Origin of the sequence: Paenibacillus anseongensis (assembly GCF_009757995.1) — a bacterium.
Classification (GTDB): Bacteria; Bacillota; Bacilli; order Paenibacillales; family NBRC-103111; genus Paenibacillus_E; species Paenibacillus_E chondroitinus.
Genome location: NZ_WSEM01000009.1, coordinates 20508 through 46778 on the forward strand (window position 1 = coordinate 20508; position 26271 = coordinate 46778).

Consider the following 26271-nt stretch of genomic DNA (forward strand, 5'->3'; position numbering starts at 1 on the left):
TCAATGCTGCGCAATTTGAATCTTCTCTTTATCTTGGGGGATGATGAAACCGTTTTCTTTGCAAAATGTGGGCAAATCATTGCTTATATTGACTCCGTAAAAGAAGAATATTACGTCTTAATGATTTATTAACATAATTCATAGTGGTATGATAATCGCAACCTTTTTGTAAAGTGAGGAATCCGACATGGTACAAATCGTTGTTGCTGAAGATGAACTATGGTTGCGCAGTGAGTTGGTTGAAATGATCGAACAAATCGGTGAAGGTTTTGAGATTGTCGGTGAAGCCATGGACGGCGAGGATGCTTGGAATATGATTCACGAGCTGTGGCCTGCAATTCTCGTGACGGACATCCGGATGCCGAGACGTGATGGTTTAGAGCTCATTCGTGATATAGAGGAGGCGGGGCTTCCGATCGTTTCCATAATTGTAAGTGGTTATGACGATTTTTCTTATGCCCAGCAAGCCGTGCGGTATGGCGTTTCGGAATATTTGCTGAAGCCGCTTATGAAGGAAGAACTCAAGGATGCGCTGCATCGGTCATTGAACCGGATGGCCATGTTTAAGGAGATGCAAGGATATCTCAAGCAAATCGTAAGCTTTCTTGAGCAGATGCATGAATGGGACGCGAAGAAACGGCTTGCGAAGCTGACGAGCATATTGAATGAAATTCGCAAGCTGCAATCGGCTCGCCCAGGAACACGTAGAACGATATTGGAGATTTTTGCGGGAAAATTAACGGAATTGATCAAGGGAGATAAGATGAGCTGCGAGTTGCCTGCTCGACCGGCTTGGGATCATCATGACGATATTTTGCGCTATTTTCAGAGCTTGCTGGAGACGTTGACCCTGCAGACCAATCAATCGGCAAATGCTGAAATACGAGCAGTCATCCGCAAAGCAACCGACTATATTGAAAGCCATTACATGCAGCAGCTGACATTGGTCAAAATAGCTCAGGTTGCGAATTTGAGCCCGTCTTACTTTGGTTATTTATTCAAGCAGCATACGAATCAATCATTCGTTAACTATCTGAACGGTGTCCGGATTCAGAAAGCGAAGGCGCTCCTGGTGGAGGATGACATTAAAGTTTATGAGGCCGCTGAGATGGTTGGCTTTATTTCACTTCCTTATTTCAATAGAGTGTTCAAGGCATTGACGGACATGACACCGAATGATTTTCGGAAAGGAATGGGTTTGTAACATGCTGCTAAAAACGAAAATGCATTCGATTAAAACACGTATGACGATTGGCTTTTTATTGCTCAACCTGCTGTCGTTGCTTGTTGTCCTGCTGATATCGAATCAAGGATTTCAAAAAGTGATAGAACGTGAATTTGTGGATGCATCCAATGACGCCGCTTCACGGTTCAGTTACCGAATGAATGATTATATCGAGCAAATCATTCAGACATCTGCGCCCATGCCTGCGAATGCGCAATTCCAAGCGTTTTTGCGCGGCCAGTCCCTATTGCCAGAGCAAACCGAAGCGATTGAGAAGGAGATGCGCAAGTTTACTGCGATGAACCACCCGGAAATCGTCGGTATGTTTCTGATGTCCACGAATAACCAGATGGTGTCGATGAACAGCTTTTTTTATTCCCAGTCGTCCTATTACTGGCGGGAGCCGTGGTTTTCGCTCGATTATGATCAACAGATCCAAATCATTCCTACTCATTTGACCAACTATCCGCAACAACCCAGATATGCGGTGATTTCTATTGTTAAACCCGTCTACGACACCGTGACGATGGATATTATCGGCAGGTTCGTAATTGATGTGATGCCCAAAAACATCAGTGCTTCCTTCGGAGACGTGCGGATCGGGGATACGGGTTACTTCTTTGTCGTATCGCCAGATGATACCATCATTTACCATCCGAATGACGAATGGCTTGGCATCCCTAGGGCTAATACGCCACTGTCCAGTCTTCAGCTGAATGAAGGGAACGAAACTTTTAATCAGAATTGGAATGGGCAAAATTGGCTGATATCCGTTAATAAAACGAATCGGATGAACTGGCACGTCGTTTCCATGGTTCCTAAAAGTGAGATGGAAGTGGGAGCTAAAGCTGTGGAGCGGTCGATTATTATCGCGTTTCTAGCCGTAGCCATCATTATTGTGACGATTATTCCGCTCATGACTAGCCGGTTTGTCAAGCCGGTTATTACCTTGCGAAATTTAATGGCGAAAGTGTCGACCGGTGATTTGAATGTTCGGGCGTACCTATCCAATCAGCAGGATGAAATGCAGAGTCTGAATGTGGGCTTCAATCACATGGTCTCTAGACTGGATCAATTGATGACGACGGTCACCAATCTTCAAATGAAAGAGATGAAGCTGGAGCTTAGGCAAAAAGAAGCCTTGATTCGGGCTTTGCAAAATCAAATAAATCCCCATTTGTTATACAACACGCTGGGGATTATCAAAAGTATGGCTTTTCTAGAAAATGTGCCACGTATTGAGACAATCTCGCGTAATTTAGCCGACGTTTATCGTTATACGGCAAGATTCGAAAACGAAGAGGTCACCCTTCACGACGAGCTGAAGATTATGGCGAAATATTTGGAAATCGTGAAGCTTCGTTTTCCTATGTCGTTTATCCGTACCATCTCGGTGAATGAGAAGTTTTATGATTGCTTGTGCATGAAGTTGACGTTGCAGCCAATTGTAGAAAATGCCGTCAAATATGCCATTGAACCCAATGGCGGAGAAGGGACGATCATCATCAATGCTTTTGAAGAAAGTGGAGATCTGATCTTGGAAATTGCGGATAATGGGAAAGGGATTCTCGAGGCTCAGTTAGAGGATATTCAAGATTTGCTGCGCAAGGAGTCTGAGAGTCCCAACGGCTTTCCTTCTGCCAGCGGCTCATTAGGTCTCTCTAACGTACATGCCCGGCTTGTTCTGCGATATGGCCGTAAGTACGGGATTCGAATTGATTCGTTTCCAGGACAAGGAACGGTTGTATCCATTCGATTGCCCTATCGTAGAATAGCAGAAACAGGATAGATTCGTGAAATTGGATAGGAAATCGTGAAAACGGATAAGGAGCGTTTTTCTCTTCTGCTCTATACTGAGGATGTAAAAACTTACTTGACGAGTATGAGGGGGAGCAAAGCATGAGGAAAATGTTGACGCTTTCAATGTCAATGATCGTAATAGCAGTAGGACTGGCAGGCTGCAGCACCAGCAATGGCACTGTAGGCAAAGAGGAGTCTGTTCAGCCAACGGCCAAACAGAATACGAATGTGGATGACGGCTCGGAGAAAATGGATATCACGATGCTCGTCAGCACAGCTGCCGGCGGTGGCTGGCCGGAGAACCACCCCATGATTAAGAAATTGAATGAAAAACTGAACATCAATTTGAAGTTCCAATGGGTGCCTGGGGATAACTATGAAGAGAAAATCAATGTAATGGCAGCCTCGAACGCATTTCCTGACATCTTCCAAATCTGGAATGCAACTTCGTACAATAAATGGCAGGAGAAAGGTGTCTTTCTCGATTTGAAACCATTGCTCTCGCAGTACCCGAACTTGACAAAAGAGATCCCGGAACACGATCTGCAAATGATGAATCCGAAGGATCATATCTATGGCTTGCCGATGTATGCGCCAAGCTTCCGAAGCAATTTATCGATTCGCAAAGATTGGTTGGATAAATTGAATTTAAAGATGCCTACAACGGTAGATGAGTTCTACGACGTGGGTAAAGCATTCGCTGACAGGGATCCGAACGGCAACGGGAAGAAAGATACGATTGGCTTCAGTATGACTGTTGGTGTCAACGGCGGCTTAGGCAACATTGATTACTTGAAAGGCGCCTTCGGACTGGCGAATAACTGGAAGACGGTAGACGGCAAGCTTGTACCGATGCAATCGCAAGCGAAGGAATGGAAAGATCTTGCCGGATTCCTGCGCAAAGCGTATGCGGAAGGCGTGTTGGATAAAGATTTTGCCGTAAATAAAGAACGAGATCCGTGGAACAAATTGGAGGCAAACACGAACGGGATGGCGGAGGTTAATCCGAATGAGCTGTATACAATTAGCCTGCCAAGTGTTCAAAAGCTCGACCCGAAAGCGGACATTGTTCAGCTTGCACCGCCGAAAGGACCGACAGGACTGCAATTTGCCAATACGGTGATCAGTACGACGAAGATTGTCGTGAATGCCAAAGTTGACTCGAAAAAGCAGCAGCGAATCTTGAAACTACTCGATTACATGCTGTCGGATGAAGGATATACGTTAATTAAGAACGGTATTGAAGGTGTGGATTACAAAAAAGAAGGCGATAAATTCACTGTACTTCCAGCCTTTACTACGAATCGTCCGCAAATATTGTCTACGTGGTTTATCCGTCGCTATGATCCGGGCATCCAGATTCGTCTATGGGACGACAAAGCTTATGCGGACAAGGTTCTTACCTGGTTTAAAAATACAGAACCCTACCGATACGATAATCCTGGGGCAGGTCTTGTCTCGGAAACGCAGACGAAAGTCGGCAGTGAACTGGAGAAAAAGTTTACGAATGCCATTGTCAAAGTGATTGTCGGTCAAGAGCCTGTAGAAAGCATCGATAAAGCGGTCGAGCAGTGGAAATCAGGCGGAGGTGACCAAATTACGAAAGAGATCAACGATATTTATGCAAAAATGAAGTAGATCTTCTACTGGGGAAACCACGGTTTCGTGGTTTCCTTCTTTGTTAAACAGAGTCTTATCCTTATGGAAGGGGGAGCGACAATGACGGCAACCAAGAAACTGCTCCGCCGTGGATTACCGCTTTATGCGATGATTGCACCGGGCGTGCTTTTTTTCATCCTATTTCGTTACTTACCCATGTTCGGCGTCGCCATTGCCTTTCAGGACTATGATCCATTTGATGGCTTCCTCCATAGTGATTGGGTCGGCTTAGAGCATTTCCGCCGCCTATTTACGGAGGCTGATTTTTGGTTCTTGATGCGCAATACGTTGATCATGAGTTCATTGAATTTATTTCTCTTTTTTCCGGCTCCAATCATTCTAGCGCTGCTGCTGAACGAAGTCAGATTGAAGGCCTACCGCCAATCGGTGCAGACCATTACGTATTTGCCTCATTTTCTGTCCTGGGTGGTCGTTGTCAGTATGACCGTAATCTTGTTCTCAACCCAAGACGGAGCGCTGAATAAGCTGCTCATTTCCTGGGGCTGGGAGCGGTTCGATCTGTTAACGAATCCCGAATATTTCCGCACCATGTATTTGATTCAAAATATTTGGAAAGAGACCGGCTGGAGTGCAATCATTTTTCTGGCGGCGCTTGCTTCTGTAGATCCGACTTTGTTCGAGGCGGCCGTCGTAGATGGCGCAAGCCGATGGAAGCAAATGCTGAATATTAGTCTTCCGGCGCTCAAATCCGTCATCTTCATCATGTTCATTTTACGGCTTGGGCAGGTGCTGGATATTGGCTTCGAACACGTGTTATTGCTGCAAAATCCGCTCAATATGGACGTTTCCGACGTTTTTGACACGTATGTATATCGGTCAGGTATCCTCTCGGCACAATTCAGCTTCACTACGGCAGTGGGGCTATTCAAATCAGCCATCGGTCTTGTGCTTGTGATTACGGCGAACGCGCTTGCGAAGCGCTTTGGGGAAGAGGGGGTATATTGATGGCTGCCAAAGGAACCGATCGGCTGTTTGTTTGGATCGTATACACTCTATTAGGGCTCGCATCGCTGCTTGTTATTGTGCCTTTCATTTATGTCGTGGTCGTTTCATTTGCTACAAAACATGAAGTGCTAGCAAGAGGTTTCTTCTTATTCCCAAAGGAATGGACGCTCAACTCCTACCAATTTCTGCTGCGAGAGCAAAATTTCATCACTTCTTTTAAAAATTCGCTCGTGATTACGATCATCGGAACGGCGATTAATATCACGATGACCAGCTTGATGGCATATGGCTTATCGAAGGTCTGGCTGCCAGGCCGTAAAACTATCAATTTTCTAGTGCTTGTCACCATGCTGTTTAGTGGCGGGATTATCCCGACCTACCTGGTCATCAAAGCGTTCGGACTATTGGACAGCTATAGCTCACTCTGGCTCTCGGGGGCGATTGCGCCGTTTCATTTGATTGTGATGAGGAGTTTTTTCCAAAACTTCCCGGCCGAACTGGAAGAATCATCGCGAATGGATGGCTGCGGGGAACTTCGTTTGTTCTGGCAGATCGTACTGCCGCTTTCGATGCCGGCGGTGGCGACGTTCACTCTATTTTATATGGTGCAAAATTGGAATACGTATTTCTCAGCGCTGCTGTATTTGAACGATACGCAGATGTGGCCGCTTCAAGTCTATTTAAGGCAAATGCTCATTGAATCCAGTGATTCCTCCATGATGCTTGTCGTTGAAGGCTTCGAGTACGGTCCACCGGTCAAAATGGCTGCTGTCGTCATCGTTGCGGCACCGATGCTGCTCGTCTACCCATTCATGCAAAAACATTTCAACCAAGGGATGCTGTTAGGTTCCGTCAAAGGCTGAATATAAATAGCTGCAAATCATGAACAAAAAACGATGAGGAGTTGGGGATCAAATGAGTAAGGAAAACCAAAATATCTTATTGATTTTGACCGATCAGCAACGTGTGGATACATTAAAGGCTTACGGCGGAAAGGTGTGCCAAACGCCCAATCTTGATCAGTTATCGGAAGATAGTATTGTATTTACGAATGCCTATACGAGCTGTCCGATTTGTACGCCGGCAAGATCCTCTTTGCAAACCGGGTATTACCCGTTTAATGTGGGCATGCAGGCGAACTCGTATGGATCGCATTGCTTGATCAGAGAGCTGCCGGATCATCCGGACCTGCTCAGCCGACAATTGCAGAAGCAAAATTACAGTGTTGGTTATACCGGGAAATGGCACCTGGGTCAAGGCAATGATTCCGCAGAAACGAAACATTACTTAAGTCAGGGCGAGCATGCCATTCAATTTCCGGAATTTAAATACGATATGCGTTCACTCCCGTCGGATGTAGGTTATGAAGCGGACGATTTCCCGGGTCATGGGATTGGCGGCTATCACTATAAACAGTTCAAGGATTACTTGGAAGAAAATAACCTCTCGTTCGAGACGAAAAATAAGTTATCCGGCAATTTCGATGTACATACCGCTGCGGAAGTGGTTTCACCTATTGAATCGACGGTGGAGTACTATTTGACAGAACGGGCTATTCATTACATGGATCGATTCCGTAAACGTTCGAAGCCGTTCTTTTTTGCGCTTAACTACTGGGGACCGCATGAGCCATATATGGCACCGACCAAGCATCTCGATCTGTACCGTGACATGGAACTGGAGCCTTGGCCTAATTTTTATGATGAGGGGCATAAGAAACCGTCGATCCATAAAGCGAAAAGCGCGAAATCGAAGGAATGGGAAGCTTTTGCTCCTTATGTGAAGCATTATTATGGCTTTATGAGCTCCATTGATGAGCAAATCGGTCGAATCCTCGCTTATTTAAAAGAGCATGATCTTTATGACAATACGACGATTATTTTTTCGGCGGATCATGGTGAATCACTGGGCATTCATGGTGGATTAAGCGATAAAGCCTTTTTCATGTATGTGGAAACATGCCGTATTCCTTTATTTGTAAAACCGGCAGGAGAAAGCATGCACCGTGAAGAAAATCACTTTGTTGGCACATGCGATCTGTATGCGACCATTCTTGAGTTGGCCGGTGTCGAGCGGGAAAAAGCGGAGAACCGGGATGGACGTTCGTTTGCGCCTATGCTACGAAATAACGCTGAGGCTTTGGTTTCTTGGCCGGATTGTGTGGTAACGGAATGTTCAGGACTAGAGAGTGTGATGTATACACAAAGAATGATTCGTTATGAAAAGATGAAGTATGTGTTTAATTGCGGTGACCTGGATGAGCTCTATGATTTAAGCGAGGACCCTTACGAATTGGAAAATCTGATTGATCATGCTGACTATGCGGAGAAACTACTTTTCCTTAGATTTAGGCTGGCGGAATGGATGGTTCAACATCGAGACGGTGCCTTGAAAATATTTAAGCGTATGCGGGATCTCCCTTAGAAACGTGAATGAAAGGCAAATTTGGGGAAAGCTGGTGCTGTATCATGCAGGCTATAAGACCGAATATCGTTTTTCTTATTTCAGACGATCATCGCGACGAGGCGATAGGTGCTTTCGGAAACACGGTTCTACAGACCCCCGTATTGGATGGATTAGCGAATAGCGGCGTCTCGTTCAGGAATACGCATATTTTTGGCGGATTAACGGGAGCTGTCTGTGCCCCAAGTCGGGCGTGCGTTAATACGGGAAAATCCATTTTTCACACCATGGTCGGACAGGAACTACACAAATGTGACCACTCAACAGACATTCGTTCCGACATCAAATTAATGCCGCAAACGCTGCGGGAATCGGGTTATTACACGCATGCGGTCGGCAAATGGCATAACGACAAAGCGAGTTTTGCGAGAAGCTTTGATGACGGTGACAAGCTGTTTTTCTACGGGATGAGCCCGCATACCCAAGTGCCTGTCCAAGACTTCGATCCAACGGGCTCCTATTCCAAGGAGCGGGAATATATCGAAGAAACGTTCTCGACACAACTATTTACGGATGCCGCCGTACAGTTTGTTGAAAGCTATGAGAATGAGAGCCCGTTCTATCTGTATGTGGCGTATACGGCACCTCATGATCCACGAACAGCGCCGGAGCCTTATGCTTCTATGTATCATCGGGACGATATTCCGCTGCCTGCTAACTTTAGCCAGGAACATCCTTTTGACAATGGAGAAATGTTCGTTCGCGATGAGAAGTTGGCTTCCCTACCTAGGGATGGGGAGGAAATTCGCCAGCATATTGCAGACTATTATGCGATGATCACTCACATGGATGCGGAGATCGGGCGGATCGTGGAAGCTCTGAAAGTGAAGGGCATCTATGAGAACACGCTTATCGTGTATACCGCAGATCATGGGTTAGCCCTTGGGCAACACGGTCTAATGGGGAAGCAGAATCTGTATGAACATAGCGTTCGAATTCCCCTCATCATGTCTGGGGCTGGCCTGCCGCAAGGCAGACAGATCACGGGACTTTCCAGTAATATCGATATTTTCCCGACGGTGGCTGCAATGACTGATGTGAAGCTTCCGGAAGGAACGGAGGGCCTTTCATTGCTCCCGCTCGTCTCAGAGGAAGGGGATTCCATCCGAGACGTTGTATGTTCGGTGTACAAAGATGTGCAGCGCATGGCGATGGATGGGGAGTGGAAGCTCATCCGTTACTACCGTTCGCCCCTTACGGGATTAGGAACCGATCGTGTACAGTTATTTAATCTGATTGACGACCCTTGGGAAACGACGGATTTATCCAACGATGCGATCGGCGAAGAACCGATGGAACGGCTTAATGCTGCACTCGAGGACTGGATGCGAGTGACAGGTGACTTTCTGGCCGGCAGCCCTAGTTCGCTAATTGATTAAAGCCCTAGTTCGGAGAGGCTCGGATAGTTATCCGGACGACGTCCCAAGGGCCAGTGATATTTCCGTTCAGCCTCGGTGATCGGCATATCATTAATGGAGGCGTAACGGCGCTGATTCAACCCTTTGGCGTTAAACTCCCAATTCTCATTCCCGTAAGAACGGTACCATTGGCCGCCGTCGTCATGCCATTCATAGGCGAAACGTACGGCGATGCGATTGCCGCTGTAGGACCAGAGTTCCTTAATGAGTCGATAGTCCAACTCTTTATTCCACTTTCTCGTGAGAAATTCGATGATCTCGGTTCTTCCTACAGGGAATTCGACTCGGTTCCGCCAGCGGCAGTCCTCGGTGTAGTCTAATGCAACCAGCTGAGGATTGCGTGTATTCCAGTCATCTTCGGCTTTGCGGACTTTAGCCGTTGCCGTTTCCAATGTAAATGGCGTTAAAAAAATTCGCATACAAGTGCTCCTTTGTAATATTCGCTTTTGATAAGCGAGGCATAGTCATATGTACCAGTATATGTGGTTGCAATATTGGTGTGTGATTCTAAACTTCTTATTCCTCTTCCGAGTGAAGGTGAATGGGAGGTTTTTTTTTAGTCCAAATAAGAGCCTGTAGGTCCCCTTCGGTGAAGAAATAGCCTTTTTTCAAAAATAGATGACTCCGGTTCTCCTTCAATCAAGAGTTAGCGGAAATCTTAATTCTCGCTAAGTTCCTTGTGATATAATGGGAGAAAAAATGGTAGGGAGCGGTTGGATGAAGCATTCATACTCGCCCGGCGAACTGAAACAGGAAATTATCAAGATCTATAATTCTATCAATCAGGAAATATTCGGAACCGGCATCAAATCGCAAAAGGTTGACATCTCCGGGGACAAGGTGTTTATTTTTGCCACGCACAAGCGTATACCGGCTTTGAAAATATTGGATGGTTCGAATCGGAGTTTGACCGCTAGCGTGGACATTCTGCTTATGGAAGCCAACAAGCGCATGCTCAAGCAGCAGATTGAGAGTAAGCTTGGCCTGGAGGTTAAGCTGGTGCTTAAGGATTATGACCCAGAAACGGAATTATCAGGTACTGTGATTTTGTTTAAAGAGCCTTTGGAATAGTTGTGTTATATAACATGACGTCAATTGGCGTTTTGAACGGAAGTTTTCAACTTTTCATTGACATGAACTTTATTTGTTGTTATATTTACTGACATAAACACTTTAAAAATATTTTTGTATACAATATGCAATTACCAAAGTATTTTTCGCAGATTTATGCTATGATGGCAGTGTAAGCGTTTTACAGGAGGGGGCATTAAGGGTCGAATCCTTGTGTGAACAAGAGATCAGATGCCATAGTGCTGCTCTTTACAAACCTATTTTCATGCAGGTGCTAAGGAGCTCCAATTTCTGGAGAGCTTTACGACCGCTACTAATGACACTATCGGATTCTTTAAGTCCGTATGCTCATAAGTAGCGGTTATTTGTTATTTGGCAAGTTAGAAAAAGCAGCAGGAGAAAGGAAGGGCGCAAATGAAGCAAATCCAAAAGCAAACGGATGTAGGACAAGTACTTGAGGCACTGAATACCATTTCTAGAGGAAGGATGGTGATGGATTGGAATGAGATTACTTCGGGAACGAACCCGTACGTTGTTATGAAAACCTCGAATATCCCGGGCAAAAGTGTTATTGAAATTCCTGGTCTCATTTTCGGCGACAAAAAGCAACCGGTCAAGAAAATCGGCGTGGGCATGACCCTGACCGAATCGGTGATCGAGCTAGCCTCAGCCATGAAGCTTGACCTCATTGTTGTACATCATCCCGTTGCAGACGCCGCTAGCTCAGGGGGAGTGCCATTCTCGGATTATTTGCCTTTATACAATTTGGCGCTGATTGAAATGCACGAAGCGTTCCACGGGCTGCATCCCGGCATGACATTTTTGCATGGTCATCGCAAATTGAAGACGGACATTGCCTTCGGCGGCGTTCCGGGCAACATTTTACATAAGGGAATAGCTTTGGATGGGATTAAGACGGCGGGGGACATCCTGGAACGTATCCATCGTTTGATGGGAAGAGAAATGGATGATGACATTCTAGAAGCAGAACGGGCGATTCGCGGAGAGCACTCCCTGCAAGAAGCGACGCTTGCGAATCCGGCACAGCTGCTAAGCGGCACGGTGAATAGTCCTGTAGAGCATGTCCTGCACTTTTTTCCGCATACCGGATTTTCCATGAGCAATCTGGAAACGGCCTTGGATATGTATCCGGAGACCGATACCATTATTGCGAGCATCAGCCGGGTGAGAGAGGATCATGCTTTTGTTGACCTGGCCAAACGGCGTGGGCTTAATTTTATCGTCGGCAATTCGCATTCCGTTGAACTTATGGAGAATGGGCTGCCACTCGCGTATGCCTTAGAAATGCTGCTCTCCGATGTTGAAGTGTTTTTACTCAGAGAGCGTATAACCGCTGTTCCCCTGAAGGACGTAGGACACAAGGTGTTGGTTGATTATGGGAAAGAAATGGCGGAGACACATTTGGTGACAAAACAGCCCCAGGCTGTACAATTCCTATAAATATTTTTGAAAGGATGATTGCTCATGCTAAAAATGAAGAAAACCGCCATTATTTTACTTGCCGCTATGCTCCTGACAGCTGCCACTGGATGTAGCTCGACAACGTCTTCGACAACTGCGCCCGCCACAGCAGCGGACAAGAAGAAGGAGGAAGCCCTGCAAACCGTCAAGTTTTCTGAGGTTATCCGTTCCGTTTTTTATGCGCCGCATTACATTGCTATGGAAAAAGGATTTTTTAAAGAGGAAGGGCTGAACGTGGATATGAATACCGCGCAAGGCTCGGATAAAGGAGCGGCTGCGCTGATCGCCGGCGTCGCCGATATTTCGCTTGTCGGGCCCGAGACTGCCATCTACATTTATAACCAAAAAGGGGATAAAACACTCAAAATCTTTCACCAACTCACGATGAAGGACGGCTCTTTTTTACTCTCGCGCAATAAGGTTGATAATTTCAAATGGAGCGACTTGGGAGGCAAGTCGGTGATTGGCTGGAGGCCTGGCAGTGCGCCGCAAATGGTGCTGAATACGAAATTGACACAAGAAAAGGTTGCTCAGACGGACGTTGTGACGAATATTGCCTCGACGGCCATGGCTGGAGCTTTCACAAGCGGCAAAGGGGATTACATTCAAGTCTTCGAGCCTATCGCGTCCAGCTTGGTGAAGGAAGGTAAAGCTCATTATGTTGCTTCGGTTGGACAAGATTTTGGTGCTTTCCCTGAAACTTCTTATGTGGCCACCTCCGATTACATAAAGAAAAACCCTGCCATTATCCAGAAATTCGTCAATGCGGTAGCCAAAGGTCGAGCGTGGATGCAAACTGCATCTTCGGACGATATTGCAAATGCATTAATGCCGTTTTTTGACGGGACGCCTAAAGATATAATCATTCAATCGGTTGAACGGTACATGAAGCAGGATACATGGCCGGCCGTGCCGGAATTGAATGCCCAGCAATTTGACACGCTGCAAAAGGTACTGATCGAGAACGGTGTGCTGAAACCCGAACAGAAAGTAGCTGACATCAACGCCGTTGTGGATATGAGCTTTGTGAAAAAAATCGGGAAGGCGGAATAGACAGATGGCGCAAATTGAATTGCAGGATGTTTGCCTCAGCTATTTTACTTTGAAGCAAGAGACCGAGGCGATACGCAAAATCAATATGTCGATTCAAGCGGGTGAGTTTATTAGCATTGTTGGCCCAAGCGGTTGCGGGAAGAGTACGATGCTCTCTCTGATCTCCGGCATGTATAGACCAACAAAAGGCAATGTGTTGATTGACGGGCAGGAAGTGATCGGCACTTCGCCCAAGGTGGGATATATGCTGCAGCATGATCATTTGTTTGAATGGCGCGATATTTTGAGCAACTTGCTCGTTGGCGCTGAGGTACGCAAGATGGATTTGCAGAAAGCGAGGCGGAAAGCCATGGAGCTTCTGGACCGCTACGGGTTGGGCGGCTTTGCCCATCATAGTCCGGCACAGCTCTCGGGCGGGATGCGCCAAAGAGTCGCCTTAATCCGTACGCTCGTGACGGAACCGGACATTTTGCTGCTCGATGAACCGTTTTCCGCTCTCGATTATCAAACGCGGATAACGCTTAACGATGAAATTTTCAAGATTATCAAAGATCAAGGGAAGACCGCCGTGCTTGTCACTCACGATATATCCGAGGCCATCAGTATGGGAGACCGGGTCATGGTCATGTCCAAGCGGCCGAGCACGATTTCATCTGTTTACAATATTGAGCTTGGTAAGGGAGAGACTTTGACTCCGTGGAACAAACGAGAAGCGGCCGGTTACAATGAATACTTTAATCAAATTTGGAGGGAGTTGGAAGGACATGTCGTCACTACCGGTTAGTGAGCCAAGTATAGGTTCAGAAACGAGAAAGGAACAATCGATTGCCTTGGTTGCGGAAATTCCGGAAAAGGCAGCGTCAGTTCAATACGCCCAATATCTTCGGGTACAAAAGCGCAGGCTGTGGGCGGTTCGCCTCTCCCAACTGTTGGTACTCATCCTGTTCCTGGGGCTGTGGGAACTTGCCGCCAATATGAAGTGGGTGGACTCCATGCTAACCAGCAAACCCTCGCAAATTGTCCACTCTTTTCAGGAGCTTGCCTTTCATGGTGATCTGTTGAAGCATACATGGACTACAGCTATTGAAACCTTTATCGGTATCGTCGTGTCCATGCTGTTCGGTACGCTCGTAGCAGTTGTGTTCTGGTGGTCAACCTTTGCTTCCAAGGTGTTGGAACCGTACGTCGTCGTATTGAACGCATTGCCAAAGGTTGCGCTTGGGCCTATCTTTTACATCTGGCTCGGAGATAAGTACTCGATTTACGGGATGGCCATGGCCATATCGGTCATCGTCACCATTATTATGGTGGAGAGCGGGTTCAAAGAGATTAGCAAAACAAAGCTTAAACTCATGGAATCCTTCGGTGCGTCCAAGGCACAGATGCTGCGGATGGTGCTGCTACCGGCAAGTATTCCTAACTTGATTGCAACACTAAAAGTCAATGTCGGTTTGACGCTGGTCGGCGTCATTATGGGAGAATTCCTGTCCTCTAAAGCGGGACTCGGTTATTTGATTATCTACGGCGGCCAAGTTTTCCAAATGAACATGGTCATGGTGAGCATTGCGATGTTGGCGCTTCTATCCATTGTTATGTACGGATTAGTGAATGTCATTGGACGATTTGCGAAGAAAAAGTACCACTTTGAAACGTAGTTTGTTAATCAATTTCGATAAGGCAAGAGATGCATAGCGTGAGGAGGCTTCGAGTGATAACTCGGAGCTTTTTTTGAAGGATAAGAATTTGAATCTACTCAAACAAATATTTTTCGATATAAAGACGGCTGAGCGGCAAAGTTGAAGGGCTACGTTGCATGACATACAACGTAATGCTGTGGTCAGACCGCGATTGCGGTCTTTCGTTGCACATTATACAACCATATGTTGCAAAAGGTGAATTGTAAGCGGTTTAAATGCAACAATCGTTGTATAAAGTGCAATATAGAGGCGAAGTGAGGCCCCTTTACGGCCAAATGGTTGCGCAAAATACAACATAGCTGTCACAGTCGCAGCGATCGCTCCAGCGGTTCCTCCCTGAGGGGAACTACAGGGCCCTATTTCATCGAAATAGGCTCCTCTTCACGTGGAGAAGAACTGACGTCCTCTATTTGTCCGTTTCCTTGAAGAAATCGGGATTAAGTAAGTCGCCAAATAGTGCCCTGGAGTTCCGCTTGAACGCGGAAACGGGCTTCATTTGTTAGAATAGCGCCTTGTAGTTCCTCTAGGTGGCCAACCAGCCTTAACAAGCTAAACTGCGGAGGGGAATTAACTCCTCCAATGATTCCTTTCGCATCTACCTTGAAAAACGCGCTCGTCCTAAAAGAGACGACGAAGTCGTTTATCCTTGTTTTATGGGGCGGGGATGCTGGAGGCGGGCGGAGTCTAGGTAGCTCCAGGTTAAAAAAGAGAGGCGCTGAACGCGTCCTCTCTCTGCAGTCGTGTATCTTTAATTATTGTTCGGCAGCGCTTTGACAGCTGCAACAGCATTGTTTGCGATTTCCGTTGCATCAATACGGGTAATGTCAGCTTTTGGATTGAAGGTGCCATCTGGATTTAATTTAACGATTTTAAGAGCGATCGCTGTTTGAATGGAACCTGAGTGCAAAATGTCGATCTGGTCATTGTCTTTAATATCAACTGGAACGACCTTGATCATAGGCAGTTTGCCGCTTGATTGAAGCGTCTGAACGAGCAGGTTCGTGAATGACTCACGCGTCATTTTGGAGTTCGGGTCAATCTTGATGTTAATGTCTGTATCCACGAGTCCAAGTGTTTCCGTGATCAGTCTTACGCCTTCCGTTGCAGTAATGGCTGCACCTGGATCTGAGTGTACTTGGTGAGATTTCAAATAGTCAACAACGTTAGTCGTAATTTCAGTTGCATCTGCACGGGTAATCTCAGCTTTCGGATTAAACTTGCCATCTGAATCTAACTGCACGGCACCAATGGCAATTGCTCTTTGGATAGCGCCTGTATTTAGAATGTCGATTTGGTCATTATCTTTAATATCAACTGGAACCACATTAATCATAGGCAGTTTACCGCTTGTTTGAAGTGTCTGCATGAGCAAGTTTGTGAATGACTCACGAGTCATTTTGGAGTTCGGGTCAATCTTGATTTGAATGTCTGTATCAACAAGTCCCAATGTTTCCGTGATCAGTTTCACACCTTCAGTTGCTGTAAGGGCTTCAGTTGGAGCTGCTGGCGCTTGGTGAGCTTTCAAATATTCGATGGCGTTGAAAATTTCTTCTGCTGCATCCGCGCGAGTGATTTCGGCTTTTGGATTCATTTTCCCATCTGCACTCAATTTGATCACTCCATAGTTAATTGCGCGCTGGATGGAGCCGGAATATTCAACGGTAATCTGATCGTTATCTTTAATATCTACAACAACCGGATTAATCAGCGGTAGCTTACCGTATGTTTCCATAGCGCGAATGAGCTGATGCGTGAACTGTTCGCGGGTTAAAGTTGCATTAGGATCTAAATCTTTTGGGAGCTCAACATTGTTGACGGCAGCCGTGATAAGCGCATTGGCATACCAAGAATCATTAGTAGCTTTCACAAAATAATCAGTTGCTTTTGGCTCTTTTACGAATTTCACCAAATCCAGATTGAGCTTGAATGCATTAACAAGCAATTGAACGCCTTGTGCTTCTGACATCGCGGCTTGTGGAGCAAACAACTCAGGCGTGATGCCGGATACGATACCGCTTTGTTGTAGGGACATGATTTTGTCCTTGGCTGCAACCTTATCCAAATCCGTAAAGCTTGGCGCTGCTGCGAAGCTTTGTCCTACAAGCGTTAAAGAGAAAACAGCAGTGGCTGCTGATAGAGTCATCGTTTTGAATATTTTTTTCATAAATTTCACCTCATAATAGTTTGTTTATTTCTTTCACAATCTCATAAACGGCGGGCTGAAAGAAAAGGTTGCAAACTTTTTTTGAAATTTTTGAACGACTCTCACAAGGTGATCTTGTTTTGTCGTACAAAAAAACTGGAAAGCCGCATGGGCTCGCCAGTTCGTTCACTTACTTCATGCCTGAAGTGGTGTAATTTTCTATAATGTGTCTTTGGAAAATGATGAAGATGACAATGATCGGAGCGACCATCAGGGTAGCGCCGGCCATCTGTAAAGCAAAGTTTTGATTGGATTGGCTTTTTAACAAAGAGAGGCCAACGGATAAAGTGTATAGCTTTTCATCGTTCGCGATGATCAAAGGCCAGAGGAAGCTGTTCCAGCCCGCGATGAAGGTCAGAATGCCCTGAACGGACAGAATCGGTTTCGAAATCGGCAGCACGATTTGCAAGAAGGTACGGAATTCACCTGCTCCTTCCATACGGCCGGCTTCGAGCAATTCATCCGGAATGGTGACCATGAATTGTCGGAACAAGAAGATGCCGAACGCGCCGACAAGGCCTGGCAAAACAATACCAATCATCGTGTTTGTCAAATGCATCGCATTAAGGATGAGATAAACCGGAATCATGGTTACCTGTCCGGGAATCATCATGGTCGCGAGCACGATGTAGAAGAGCGCTTTGCTCCCTTTGAAATGATATTTGGCAAATCCGAAGCCCGCCATAGCGTTCAGAAACATCCCGAAGAAGGAGAAAACAACGATACTGAGCGTATTCCCCAGATAGACACCGAAGTTCATGCTGACGAACAGCTTTTTCACATTAGCGAGGGTAAAAGCATTAGGCCACAGTGTAGGCGGGATGCTGAGCACTTCGCTTTCCGATTTGAAGGTAGACAAGACCATCCAAATAAATGGCAGCAGCATCGCGAGCCCGAATACAGTCAGAACAATACCGGCTAACCATTGGAGCAGCCGATCGTTCGATCCCGAACCTGCTGACGGGGTTGATGCAGATTTTGCGGACATGATTTATGCCCCCTTTCTCATTAAAGATCCGTGTCTTTGTTCTGGAAGCGGAATTGAATCAGTGTCACGATGATGATGGAGAAGAACAGAATGAATGATCCAGCTGCCGCATAACCGAAGTGGCTTAATTGGAAACCATTGCGATAAATGAACAGGGCGACGGAAGTCGTGCTGTCTAATGGACCGCCTTGGGTCATAATGAAAGGCTCCTCGAAAAATTGCAGCCAACCAATCATCGTCGTGATCGAAACGAAAAAGATGGCAAAACGCAGCATCGGGATCGTAATGTACCACATTTGCTGCAAACGGGTCGCCCCGTCTAGCTCCGCTGCTTCATAATTGGATTTCGGAATCCCTTGCAGACCGGCGATGAAAATAATCATATTGAGGCCAATGGCTCTCCACAACGCTAGTAATATCAGCGATATTTTCGCAACGATAGGGTGGGTCAACCAAGGAACAGGTCCTAGATGAACCAATTTGAGCAAGTAATTTAATAATCCGAATGTCGGATTGTACAGGTAGAACCATACGACAGCGACGGCAACAACGTTGGTCACGGAAGGTAAGTAATAGACGACTCGGAACGCTTTGAAAATACGGGAAGTTCCGAAATTAATAAGGATAGCGACGCCAAGTGAACAGAGGATAACCAGAGGAACCCCGATCACAACGTAGAACAACGTATTGTAAATCGCTTTTATAAAAATCGAGTCAGAAAGTACATCCTTGTAGTTTTGCAGGCCAATGAATTTGATGTTTGAATAATCGGCTAATCCGGCCAAATCCATATTCGTGAAGCTGATCACCAAGGCAATCAGGATCGGTATTACAGAGAATAGGGTTAATAAAATAAGTGTTGGAGCAATAAAGAAATAGGGCGCTCTTTTGGCGGCAGATCCCTTCATGACAAATCCTCTCCTTTCCGAGGGATGAAGTGCTTGCAGCATTGAACAGCTAACCGACAAAAGCCGGCTAGCTGTGTAGTAGATATATTGTTATTTGGAAAGGATGGATTCGGATTTTTTGTTGAAAGCATCCAATTCGGTTTGAACGTTAGCGCCGCCGCGATAAATATTTTCAAAAGTTTTCAAAAAGTTTTGAGCGATTTCTTCCCAAGATTTGATTAGAGGCATCGGCTCGGAAGCGTTCATTTGTTCCCCAATCACTTTGTAATTCGCATCGTTCGTTAGAGCAGGATCTTCCCAAGCTTTCTTCGTTGCCGGCAATGTGTTCGTTAGTTTCAACCACTCCAACTGTGTTTCAGGCTTGCTCATATAAGCCAAGAACTTGAGAGCTTCGTCTTTATGCTCTGTGTATTGGAAGACGGACAGATCCGAACCGCCTAAGGCAGAGATGTTGTTTTGTTTCTTAGGCAGAACCGCTGTTGCCCATTTATCCTTAATGTCAGGAGCTTGATCATTGATCAGTTTGATCATCCATGGTCCGCTGATGAACATTGGCGTAATCCCTTTTTGGAATGCCGGAACGATATCCATGCCAAGGTCTTTCGGTGCAGAGCCATTTTTGAAGAAGCTGTTCAAGTAATCAACTGCGCCAACGAATTCAGGTTGGTTGAAAAGAGGTTTGTTACCGTCCAGCAGTTTGGAACCGTTTTGACGTGCGAACATGAATTCTAAGGACTGTTCTTTTGGATCGATGCTAATTCCGTAGTTGCCGTTGCCGCGTGCAGCCAGTTTCGTAGCGGCGTCGGACAGCTCGTCCCAAGTTTTCGGTGCTTCGTTATAACCAACGGATTTTAAGAGATCAGTGCGGTAGTAAAGGACACGAGTATCGATATACCAAGGAACACCAACGACTGTGTCGCCTTGTTTGGTTGTGTTGACAGCCCCAGGATAGAAGTTTGCTTCAGCGAATTCGGGATATTTGCTCAGTTCCGGCTTCAAATCCATCAATGCTTTGGCGGAGGCGAACTCCGGAATCCAGGTAGTTCCCATTTGAAGGACGTCCGGTCCTTTCTTGGAGGCAACGGCTGTCAGCAATTTGTCGTGCGCCGTGTCCCAAGGCAGAGCTTGTACATTAACTTTGATAGTTGGATTTTCTTGCATGAATTTTTCTGCGATTTTCGGAAGCGATTTGGCTTCTTCCCCCATACCCCAAACATTCAATGTGACTTGTGAGCCGCCTGCTGCTGGACTTCCAGAGCTTTGCGGCGTGCTTTTCGAAGCACATCCTGTAAGAACTCCCGCTACCAACAAAGTGCCGGCCATTACTGTGGTGATTGATTTACGCATTTCCTTTTCCTCCCAGTTGTTCTTCGTTTGTTTAATAGGGTGCACGCTTATTCATGAAAATATTAGTTATATATATACATTTTTTAACCGGATACTTTCAGGAATAAAATCAGATTCCCTACTAAATAATAGAAATACAATACGTTATACTATAAACCTGCGAAACGTTTCGATTTACTATAAAAAATATCCCATATTCTCTCTTTTGGTCAATAGAAACGTTTCGATGTCATTATAAAACAACTTGATATCGTTTTCAACTAGTTATTTTTAAACAATAAAAACGTTTGGATTACTTAAAATAGTCTTCGTTAATAGGTTGACGCCATTTTTTATAGTGTTTATAATATGAATCGAAACGTTTCGATCTACTTTAAAACAGATTGAAATCAAATGAATGAGGCCAAAGGAGGCATCTTGATGACGGATCAAAAATTGAATGCCCTGCTTAAGGAGCTCACTTTGGAAGAAAAAATATCCCAACTGCTGCAGTTGGCCGCTCCTTTCTTCGAGGGATCGGGGTCCGAGGGACAGATAACCGGCCCTATGGCGGCAATGGGTATTAACGATGACATTGTAAAAAATACAGGCTCCGTACTGGGGTTGTCAGGCGCAATAGAAACGATCGGCGTACAAGAAGCTCATATGAAAAAGAACCGTTTGGGAATTCCGCTGCTTGTCATGGCGGATATTATCCACGGTTATAAAACGATATTCCCTGTTCCGCTGGCAATCGCGTGTTCGTGGGATTTGGAAGCGGCTGAACAAAGCGCGGCAATCGCTGCGGCGGAAGCGTCCGCTGCCGGCGTTCATGTTACGTTCTCCCCTATGGTTGATTTGGTGCGAGATCCCCGCTGGGGTCGTGTTATGGAAACGACGGGAGAAGATCCTTACCTGAACGGTGAGTTTGCAAGGGCTTTTGTCCGCGGCTATCAAGGAAAAGATTTGAAGAACGACCTGACTCGTCTTGCTGCCTGCGTGAAACATTTTGCCGCTTATGGAGCAGGGGAAGGCGGCCGCGACTACAATACGGTCGACATGTCGGAACGCCAACTGCGGGAGTATTACCTGCCTGCTTACAAAGCGGCACTGGATGAGGGTGCAGAGCTTGTCATGACGGCGTTCAACACGGTAGATGGCATCCCAGCCGCAGGTAACAAGCGTTTAATGCGCGATTTGCTGCGCAAAGAATGGGGCTTTGACGGTGTCGTTATCTCCGATTGGGGCGCAGTGAAGGAAATGATCCCGCATGGCGTGGCTGCCGATGAAACGGAAGCAGCTTGCAAAAGCCTGCTGGCGGGTGTCGATATTGAAATGATGACCACTTGTTATGAGGATCATTTGAAGCAGCTTGTGGAAAGCGGAGAAGTAGATGAAGCTTTGATCGACGAAGCTGTTCTGCGCATTCTAGAGCTGAAACAGAGGCTGGGATTGTTCGAGAATCCGTATCGGGGGGCGAATGTAGACCGCGAACGTGAAATTGTGATGAGCGCAGAGCACCGCCAGGCAGCACGTGATTTGGCTGTAAAGTCCTGCGTGCTTTTGAAAAACGAGTCCGTACTTCCGCTTAAAAAGGAACAAAACATCGCGTTAATCGGTCCTTTTGCCCAAAACGGAGATATCCTTGGCCCGTGGTCGTGGCTGGGTTCAAAAGACGATGCCGTTCAGTTGTTTGAAGGCTTGAAATCAAAAACGTCCCGCATCGTTACAGCTCAAGGCAGCGACATTGAAAGCATGACGGAAGAGCAATTAGAGGAAGCAGTAAAAGCGGCGCGAGAAACTGATGTGATCGTGCTGGCCCTCGGCGAGCACTCTGATATGAGCGGAGAAGCAGGCAGCCGGTCTAATATCCGCTTGCCGGATGCTCAACTGGAGCTGACGGCCAAGTTGAAAAGCCTCGGCAAGCCGATGGTGGCCGTGTTATTCAACGGCCGTCCGTTAGATCTTCACGGTGTGTACGACGTGGCGGATGCCGTGCTGGAAGCTTGGTACCCGGGAACGGAAGGTGGCGCGGCAATTGCGGATCTTCTATACGGGGATAGCCAACCATCGGGAAGGCTCACGATGTCGTTTCCTTTTTCCGTTGGCCAAGTTCCCGTCTATTACAACAACTTCAACACTGGACGCCCGCAGGGAGCTCCTGATGCTCAGGTGCGTTATGTTTCTCAATACCTGGACATTCCAAACGCGCCGCTTTATCCATTCGGCTACGGCTTGAGTTATACGACATTTGCTTATAGTGACGCTTCGATTTCATCAGATAGAATGGCTTTCGATCAGGCGCTTAAGGTGACGGTGAAAGTTGAAAATACGGGAGAAGTCGCCGGAGAGGAAGTCGTTCAGCTCTATGTGCGCGATCTGGCTGGCGAAGTGGTTCGACCGTTAAAAGAGTTAAAAGGATTCCGCAAAATTAAGCTGCAGCCTGGCGAAGCTCAGGAAGTCGCTTTCATCTTGACGGAGGAGCAGCTTCGCTACCATCATTCCGACTTGTCCTATACAAGCGATGCCGGGGAGTTTGCTGTTTTCGTTGGTCCCAATAGCCGGGATGTTTTACAGGCACTTTCATTTCGATTAACAAAGTAAAAAGTAAGCAAGTGGAAAGCGAGTGAACAACATGGCAGCTGCCGAACAGGCGGATTTTCAACTGAAGTCGGGCAATTTGCAATTTTCCTTCCTTAGCAACGGGGATATTCGCGAAGTGATGTATAAGAACATAATGATTAACCAATGGGTGGCCAATCCCGTTGATGGATCTCTAAATAACCTGTATTTACGCGTACATTCGGCGAATGGTATCAAAATTGTACCGCTAATGGGGGCTCGCTCGGTTAGCAAGGTGCAGTACTCGGCATCCAAAGTTTCTTGGCAAGGTTTCGCTGAAGGAATCCATTACGAATTAACGTTTCATCTGACACCTTATGACATGTGGTTTTGGGAAGTCCAGGTGAAGGGGGAAGACGCGGAAGTTGATGTCATATACAGTCAGGATGTTGGCCTCGCTGACAAAGGTGCCGTACGCAGCAACGAAGCTTATTTATCCCAATATATCGACCACGCGGTTTTTGAAAATGGTACAAACGGATATGCCGTCTGCTCCCGTCAAAATATGCCGCAACAAGGGGCATTCCCCTACTTGCAGCAAGGCGGTTTAACCAAGGTAGCAGGCTACTCGACCGATGGTTTCCAATTCTACGGGTTATCGTATAAGGAAACGAACGTACCTGAAGCGTTAGTCCAAAGCAGACTGGCGAACGAAGTGTACCAGTATGAATTCGCGTTTACGGCGCTGCAATCCGAACGTGTGAAAGTGAACGGTACGGCACGTTTTGTGTTCTACGGCTTGTTCAAACCTAATCATCCGGAGACACTTCAAGGATTGGAATATCAGTCTGAAATCACGCGTGCATGGGAAGAAGCTGGCGCTCAAAGCCATGTATTCAACCAGCAGCTCGATAAGGTGGCTTTATTCGGTCATATAGGTGAACCGTTGACCACACTGTCAATGAACCAAGCTGAGATCGAACGTTATTTCCCGAACAGACGCCAGGAAGAGTTTGACGGGGAGAAGCTGATAGCCTTTTTCACGGAAACCCATGAACACGTCATTCTAAAGGAAAAAGAGCTGCTCGTAGAGCGCCCGCACGGCCATATCCTCATGTCTGGTGATAATGCTCGCCTGAAGGAAGACGTCATGACGACTACTTCGTACATGTACGGCATCTTCAATTCGCAGGTGGTAGTAGGCAACACGTCGTTCAACAAAATGCTCACAAATGCACGGAATGCCTTGAATGTGATGAAAACTTCAGGACAACGCATGTATGTGGAGATTCAGGGCCAATACCGTCTGCTCACAATGCCGTCGATGTTTGAACTTGGTTTCAACTATGCGCGCTGGTATTACAAAATGGCGGACGATACGCTTGTTATCACGAATCTGACGACCGTTGATACGCCGGAAATCCATCTGCAAATTCGTTCCGAAAGCGGCAACAAGTATCGTTTCTTGGTAACGAATCAGATCACGATGAACAACAACGAATACGAATCGCCGTTTAGCTGCAAGCAAGAAGGGCAAACGTTGTCTTTCTACGCGTCTCCGGAGTCCGACAGCGCGAAGGTTTGGCCGCATCTGTGTTACCGGGTGCGCGTTGCTGGAGCGGATATGCAAGTTGGCAATGAAACGCTGATTGCGCAAAATGTTCAACCCCTAGCCGCTTCTACGGTCGTCATGGAGCTTGGCGCCAGCAGCGAATGGAGCCTAACCATTCAGGGGCTTTTGCGGGATGAAAATCTGCCTTTCACAGAAGTCAATGCTACTGCTGAGATTGCGCGTTACAGGGACTTTTTTGCGAGCGTAATGAACGGGTTCCATCTGTCGCAAAACGGCGAAGCCGCTGATAGCTTGGAAAAAGTCAATACACTAGCTTGGTGGTATACGCACAATATGCTGGTCCACTACTCCGTCCCTCACGGTTTGGAACAGTATGGGGGCGCTGCTTGGGGAACACGCGATGTGTGCCAAGGGCCGGCTGAATACTTCCTGGCTACACAAAAATATGGTGAAGTGCGCGATATTCTCAAAACCGTCTATGCTCATCAGTACGAAGACGACGGCAACTGGCCACAGTGGTTTATGTTCGACCGCTATGCGGCGATTCAGCAGGAAGAAAGCCACGGCGATATCATCGTGTGGCCGCTGAAAGTATTAAGTGATTATTTGGCGGCTACCAAAGATTTCGGTATTTTACAGGAGAAAGTTCCATATACGAAGCGGCATGTGTTCGAGTTTACGGAAGAGCCAGCAACGTTATTAGATCATGCCAAAAAAGAGATTGATTACATCAAGCATCACTTCCTTCATGGCACTCATCTATCCTCCTATGGCGATGGCGATTGGGATGACACACTTCAGCCCGCCAATGCGCAGCTAAAGAAATATATGATCAGCAGTTGGACGGTTGCTTTGACCTATCAGGTGTTCAATCAATTGTCCGCGGCGCTTCGCGAAGCTGATGAACAAATGGCGGCGGAGCTAAGGGATTTGGCAGGTGGCATTCAGGCTGATTTCAATAAATATATGCTGGGAACGGACGTCATCCCGGGCTTCTTGTACATGGAGGAGCCAGGTAAAGCGGAACTGATGCTGCATCCAACGGATAACAAGACGGGGATTCAATATCGCTTGCTCCCGATGACGCGCAGTATGATCGGTGAGCTTTTAACAGAAGAACAGGCCATTTCGCATTACAATCTTATTAAAAAAGAGCTGTACTATCCGGACGGTGTCCGCTTGATGAACCGCCCTGCCAACTATGTCGGCGGTATCAGCACGAACTTCAAACGGGCTGAGCAGGCGGCCAACTTCGGCCGGGAGATCGGTCTGCAGTACGTGCACGCTCACATCCGTTTTGTCGAGGCCATGGCCAAATTGGGCAAAGCCGATGAAGCTTGGAAGGGACTCGAAATGATTAATCCGGTCGGCATCCGCGGTGTTGTGCCGAATGCGGAACTACGTCAAAGCAATAGCTACTTCAGCAGCTCGGACGGGAAGTTCAACACGCGTTACGATGCTCAAGAGCGTTTCGGGGAATTGAAAGAAGGCTCCGTGCCGGTCAAAGGCGGATGGAGAATTTATTCCAGCGGTCCGGGAATTTATATGAACCAGCTCATCTCTAACGTCCTCGGTATTCGCATGGAAGGTAGCGATCTTGTCCTGGATCCAGTGCTTCCGCAAGAATTAGACGGGCTGCAGTTTGATTTTCAAGCAGCGGGACGTCCGGTGACGTTCATCTATCACTTGGAAAATCGTTCGGCAAGTTATGTGACGATTAACAAGAAAGCCGTGACTGCCGAAGCAACCGCCAACCGTTATCGCCAGGGTGGCCTCCGCATCAGCGCGCAGGATCTTCACACGCTTTTAAATGAAGAAACAAATGTGATTGATGTGTATCTGTAAGAAAAATCGGCGATCTTAAGGATCGCCTTTTT

General features: G+C 46.7%; 19 protein-coding genes. 14 read left to right on the plus strand and 5 right to left on the minus strand.

Features of this window, described 5'->3' with window-relative positions; translation table 11 throughout:
- The first annotated feature begins 187 nt into the window (after positions 1–187).
- The 7 genes from GON05_RS11820 (at position 188) to GON05_RS11850 (ending at position 9492) form a co-directional block, all read left to right on the plus strand.
- Positions 188–1204 (plus strand): response regulator transcription factor, encoded by a 1017-nt coding sequence (locus tag GON05_RS11820; protein WP_157319354.1) that lies wholly within the window; start codon positions 188–190, stop codon positions 1202–1204.
- A gap of 19 nt (positions 1205–1223) precedes the next feature.
- Entirely contained in the window at positions 1224–3014 is a 1791-nt protein-coding gene (locus GON05_RS11825) for a sensor histidine kinase (protein WP_185157206.1), read from the plus strand.
- A gap of 110 nt (positions 3015–3124) precedes the next feature.
- Complete coding sequence (locus GON05_RS11830) at positions 3125–4663, plus strand: extracellular solute-binding protein (RefSeq protein WP_157319356.1); 1539 nt, start codon at positions 3125–3127, stop codon at positions 4661–4663.
- 81 nt (positions 4664–4744) lie between these two features.
- A complete protein-coding gene (locus GON05_RS11835) occupies positions 4745–5650 on the plus strand; it encodes an ABC transporter permease (RefSeq protein ID WP_246239056.1) in 906 nt (301 codons plus the stop codon).
- A complete protein-coding gene (locus GON05_RS11840; RefSeq protein WP_157319358.1) occupies positions 5650–6513 on the plus strand; it encodes a carbohydrate ABC transporter permease in 864 nt (287 codons plus the stop codon). The genes GON05_RS11835 and GON05_RS11840 overlap by 1 nt, the downstream gene beginning before the upstream one ends.
- A gap of 52 nt (positions 6514–6565) precedes the next feature.
- A complete protein-coding gene (locus GON05_RS11845; protein ID WP_157319359.1) occupies positions 6566–8074 on the plus strand; it encodes a sulfatase-like hydrolase/transferase in 1509 nt (502 codons plus the stop codon).
- 8 nt (positions 8075–8082) lie between these two features.
- Positions 8083–9492, plus strand: a complete 1410-nt coding sequence (locus tag GON05_RS11850; RefSeq protein ID WP_246239057.1) for a sulfatase family protein — start codon at positions 8083–8085, stop codon at positions 9490–9492.
- Here GON05_RS11850 and GON05_RS11855 read toward each other — a convergent pair.
- Complete coding sequence (locus GON05_RS11855; RefSeq protein WP_157319361.1) at positions 9489–9950, minus strand: nuclear transport factor 2 family protein; 462 nt, start codon at positions 9948–9950, stop codon at positions 9489–9491. The two genes, GON05_RS11850 and GON05_RS11855, sit on opposite strands and share 4 nt — an antisense overlap.
- Positions 9951–10248: 298 nt before the next feature.
- Here GON05_RS11855 and GON05_RS11860 point away from each other — a divergent pair, with 298 nt between their 5' ends.
- From GON05_RS11860 to GON05_RS11880, 5 genes are all read left to right on the plus strand, one after another.
- Positions 10249–10602 carry a Na-translocating system protein MpsC family protein gene (locus tag GON05_RS11860; RefSeq protein WP_127455782.1) on the plus strand — a complete coding sequence of 118 codons (354 nt, stop codon included), beginning with the start codon at positions 10249–10251 and terminating at the stop codon, positions 10600–10602.
- A gap of 414 nt (positions 10603–11016) precedes the next feature.
- Entirely contained in the window at positions 11017–12063 is a 1047-nt protein-coding gene (locus GON05_RS11865; RefSeq protein ID WP_157319362.1) for a Nif3-like dinuclear metal center hexameric protein, read from the plus strand.
- A 24-nt stretch (positions 12064–12087) separates the two neighbouring features.
- Positions 12088–13137: an ABC transporter substrate-binding protein gene (locus tag GON05_RS11870; protein ID WP_157319363.1), complete on the plus strand. Its 1050-nt coding sequence runs from the start codon at positions 12088–12090 to the stop codon at positions 13135–13137.
- Between the two features lie 4 nt (positions 13138–13141).
- Entirely contained in the window at positions 13142–13921 is a 780-nt protein-coding gene (locus GON05_RS11875) for an ABC transporter ATP-binding protein (protein ID WP_157319364.1), read from the plus strand.
- The gene (locus GON05_RS11880) at positions 13902–14792 is read left to right on the plus strand and encodes an ABC transporter permease (RefSeq protein WP_157319365.1); all 891 of its coding nucleotides are present in this window, start codon (positions 13902–13904) and stop codon (positions 14790–14792) included. The genes GON05_RS11875 and GON05_RS11880 overlap by 20 nt, the downstream gene beginning before the upstream one ends.
- Before the next feature lie 790 nt (positions 14793–15582).
- Here the strand turns inward: GON05_RS11880 and GON05_RS11885 are convergent.
- The 4 genes from GON05_RS11885 to GON05_RS11900 form a co-directional block, all read right to left on the minus strand.
- Positions 15583–16998, minus strand: coding sequence for an S-layer homology domain-containing protein (locus GON05_RS11885; RefSeq protein ID WP_157319366.1), 1416 nt, complete (start codon positions 16996–16998; stop codon positions 15583–15585).
- Positions 16999–17167: 169 nt separating this feature from the next.
- Positions 17168–18025, minus strand: a complete 858-nt coding sequence (locus GON05_RS11890; RefSeq protein ID WP_127455907.1) for a carbohydrate ABC transporter permease — start codon at positions 18023–18025, stop codon at positions 17168–17170.
- A gap of 20 nt (positions 18026–18045) precedes the next feature.
- Positions 18046–18933 (minus strand): carbohydrate ABC transporter permease, encoded by an 888-nt coding sequence (locus GON05_RS11895; RefSeq protein WP_127455908.1) that lies wholly within the window; start codon positions 18931–18933, stop codon positions 18046–18048.
- A gap of 90 nt (positions 18934–19023) precedes the next feature.
- Positions 19024–20280, minus strand: coding sequence for a sugar ABC transporter substrate-binding protein (locus GON05_RS11900; RefSeq protein WP_157319367.1), 1257 nt, complete (start codon positions 20278–20280; stop codon positions 19024–19026).
- A gap of 420 nt (positions 20281–20700) precedes the next feature.
- Between GON05_RS11900 and bglX the strand changes: the two genes are divergently transcribed.
- Positions 20701–22863 carry a beta-glucosidase BglX gene (gene bglX / locus GON05_RS11905; RefSeq protein WP_157319368.1) on the plus strand — a complete coding sequence of 721 codons (2163 nt, stop codon included), beginning with the start codon at positions 20701–20703 and terminating at the stop codon, positions 22861–22863.
- Positions 22864–22894: 31 nt separating this feature from the next.
- Positions 22895–26239 carry a GH36-type glycosyl hydrolase domain-containing protein gene (locus tag GON05_RS11910; protein WP_157319434.1) on the plus strand — a complete coding sequence of 1115 codons (3345 nt, stop codon included), beginning with the start codon at positions 22895–22897 and terminating at the stop codon, positions 26237–26239.
- The last annotated feature ends 32 nt before the right edge of the window (positions 26240–26271 follow it).

Bases quoted from the DNA above. Each gene is read 5' to 3' on its own strand.
- GON05_RS11845 (WP_157319359.1), top strand. From the start codon at position 6,566: ATGAGTAAGGAAAACCAAAATATCTTATTGATTTTGACCGATCAGCAA.
- GON05_RS11885 (WP_157319366.1), bottom strand. From the start codon at position 16,998: ATGAAAAAAATATTCAAAACGATGACTCTATCAGCAGCCACTGCTGTT.
- GON05_RS11820 (WP_157319354.1), top strand. From the start codon at position 188: ATGGTACAAATCGTTGTTGCTGAAGATGAACTATGGTTGCGCAGTGAG.
- GON05_RS11860 (WP_127455782.1), top strand. From the start codon at position 10,249: ATGAAGCATTCATACTCGCCCGGCGAACTGAAACAGGAAATTATCAAG.
- GON05_RS11865 (WP_157319362.1), top strand. From the start codon at position 11,017: ATGAAGCAAATCCAAAAGCAAACGGATGTAGGACAAGTACTTGAGGCA.
- GON05_RS11880 (WP_157319365.1), top strand. From the start codon at position 13,902: ATGTCGTCACTACCGGTTAGTGAGCCAAGTATAGGTTCAGAAACGAGA.
- GON05_RS11855 (WP_157319361.1), bottom strand. From the start codon at position 9,950: ATGCGAATTTTTTTAACGCCATTTACATTGGAAACGGCAACGGCTAAA.
- GON05_RS11900 (WP_157319367.1), bottom strand. From the start codon at position 20,280: ATGCGTAAATCAATCACCACAGTAATGGCCGGCACTTTGTTGGTAGCG.
- bglX (WP_157319368.1), top strand. From the start codon at position 20,701: ATGACGGATCAAAAATTGAATGCCCTGCTTAAGGAGCTCACTTTGGAA.
- GON05_RS11870 (WP_157319363.1), top strand. From the start codon at position 12,088: ATGCTAAAAATGAAGAAAACCGCCATTATTTTACTTGCCGCTATGCTC.
- GON05_RS11825 (WP_185157206.1), top strand. From the start codon at position 1,224: ATGCATTCGATTAAAACACGTATGACGATTGGCTTTTTATTGCTCAAC.
- GON05_RS11895 (WP_127455908.1), bottom strand. From the start codon at position 18,933: ATGAAGGGATCTGCCGCCAAAAGAGCGCCCTATTTCTTTATTGCTCCA.
- GON05_RS11830 (WP_157319356.1), top strand. From the start codon at position 3,125: ATGAGGAAAATGTTGACGCTTTCAATGTCAATGATCGTAATAGCAGTA.
- GON05_RS11875 (WP_157319364.1), top strand. From the start codon at position 13,142: ATGGCGCAAATTGAATTGCAGGATGTTTGCCTCAGCTATTTTACTTTG.
- GON05_RS11910 (WP_157319434.1), top strand. From the start codon at position 22,895: ATGGCAGCTGCCGAACAGGCGGATTTTCAACTGAAGTCGGGCAATTTG.
- GON05_RS11890 (WP_127455907.1), bottom strand. From the start codon at position 18,025: ATGTCCGCAAAATCTGCATCAACCCCGTCAGCAGGTTCGGGATCGAAC.
- GON05_RS11850 (WP_246239057.1), top strand. From the start codon at position 8,083: ATGAAAGGCAAATTTGGGGAAAGCTGGTGCTGTATCATGCAGGCTATA.
- GON05_RS11840 (WP_157319358.1), top strand. From the start codon at position 5,650: ATGGCTGCCAAAGGAACCGATCGGCTGTTTGTTTGGATCGTATACACT.
- GON05_RS11835 (WP_246239056.1), top strand. From the start codon at position 4,745: ATGACGGCAACCAAGAAACTGCTCCGCCGTGGATTACCGCTTTATGCG.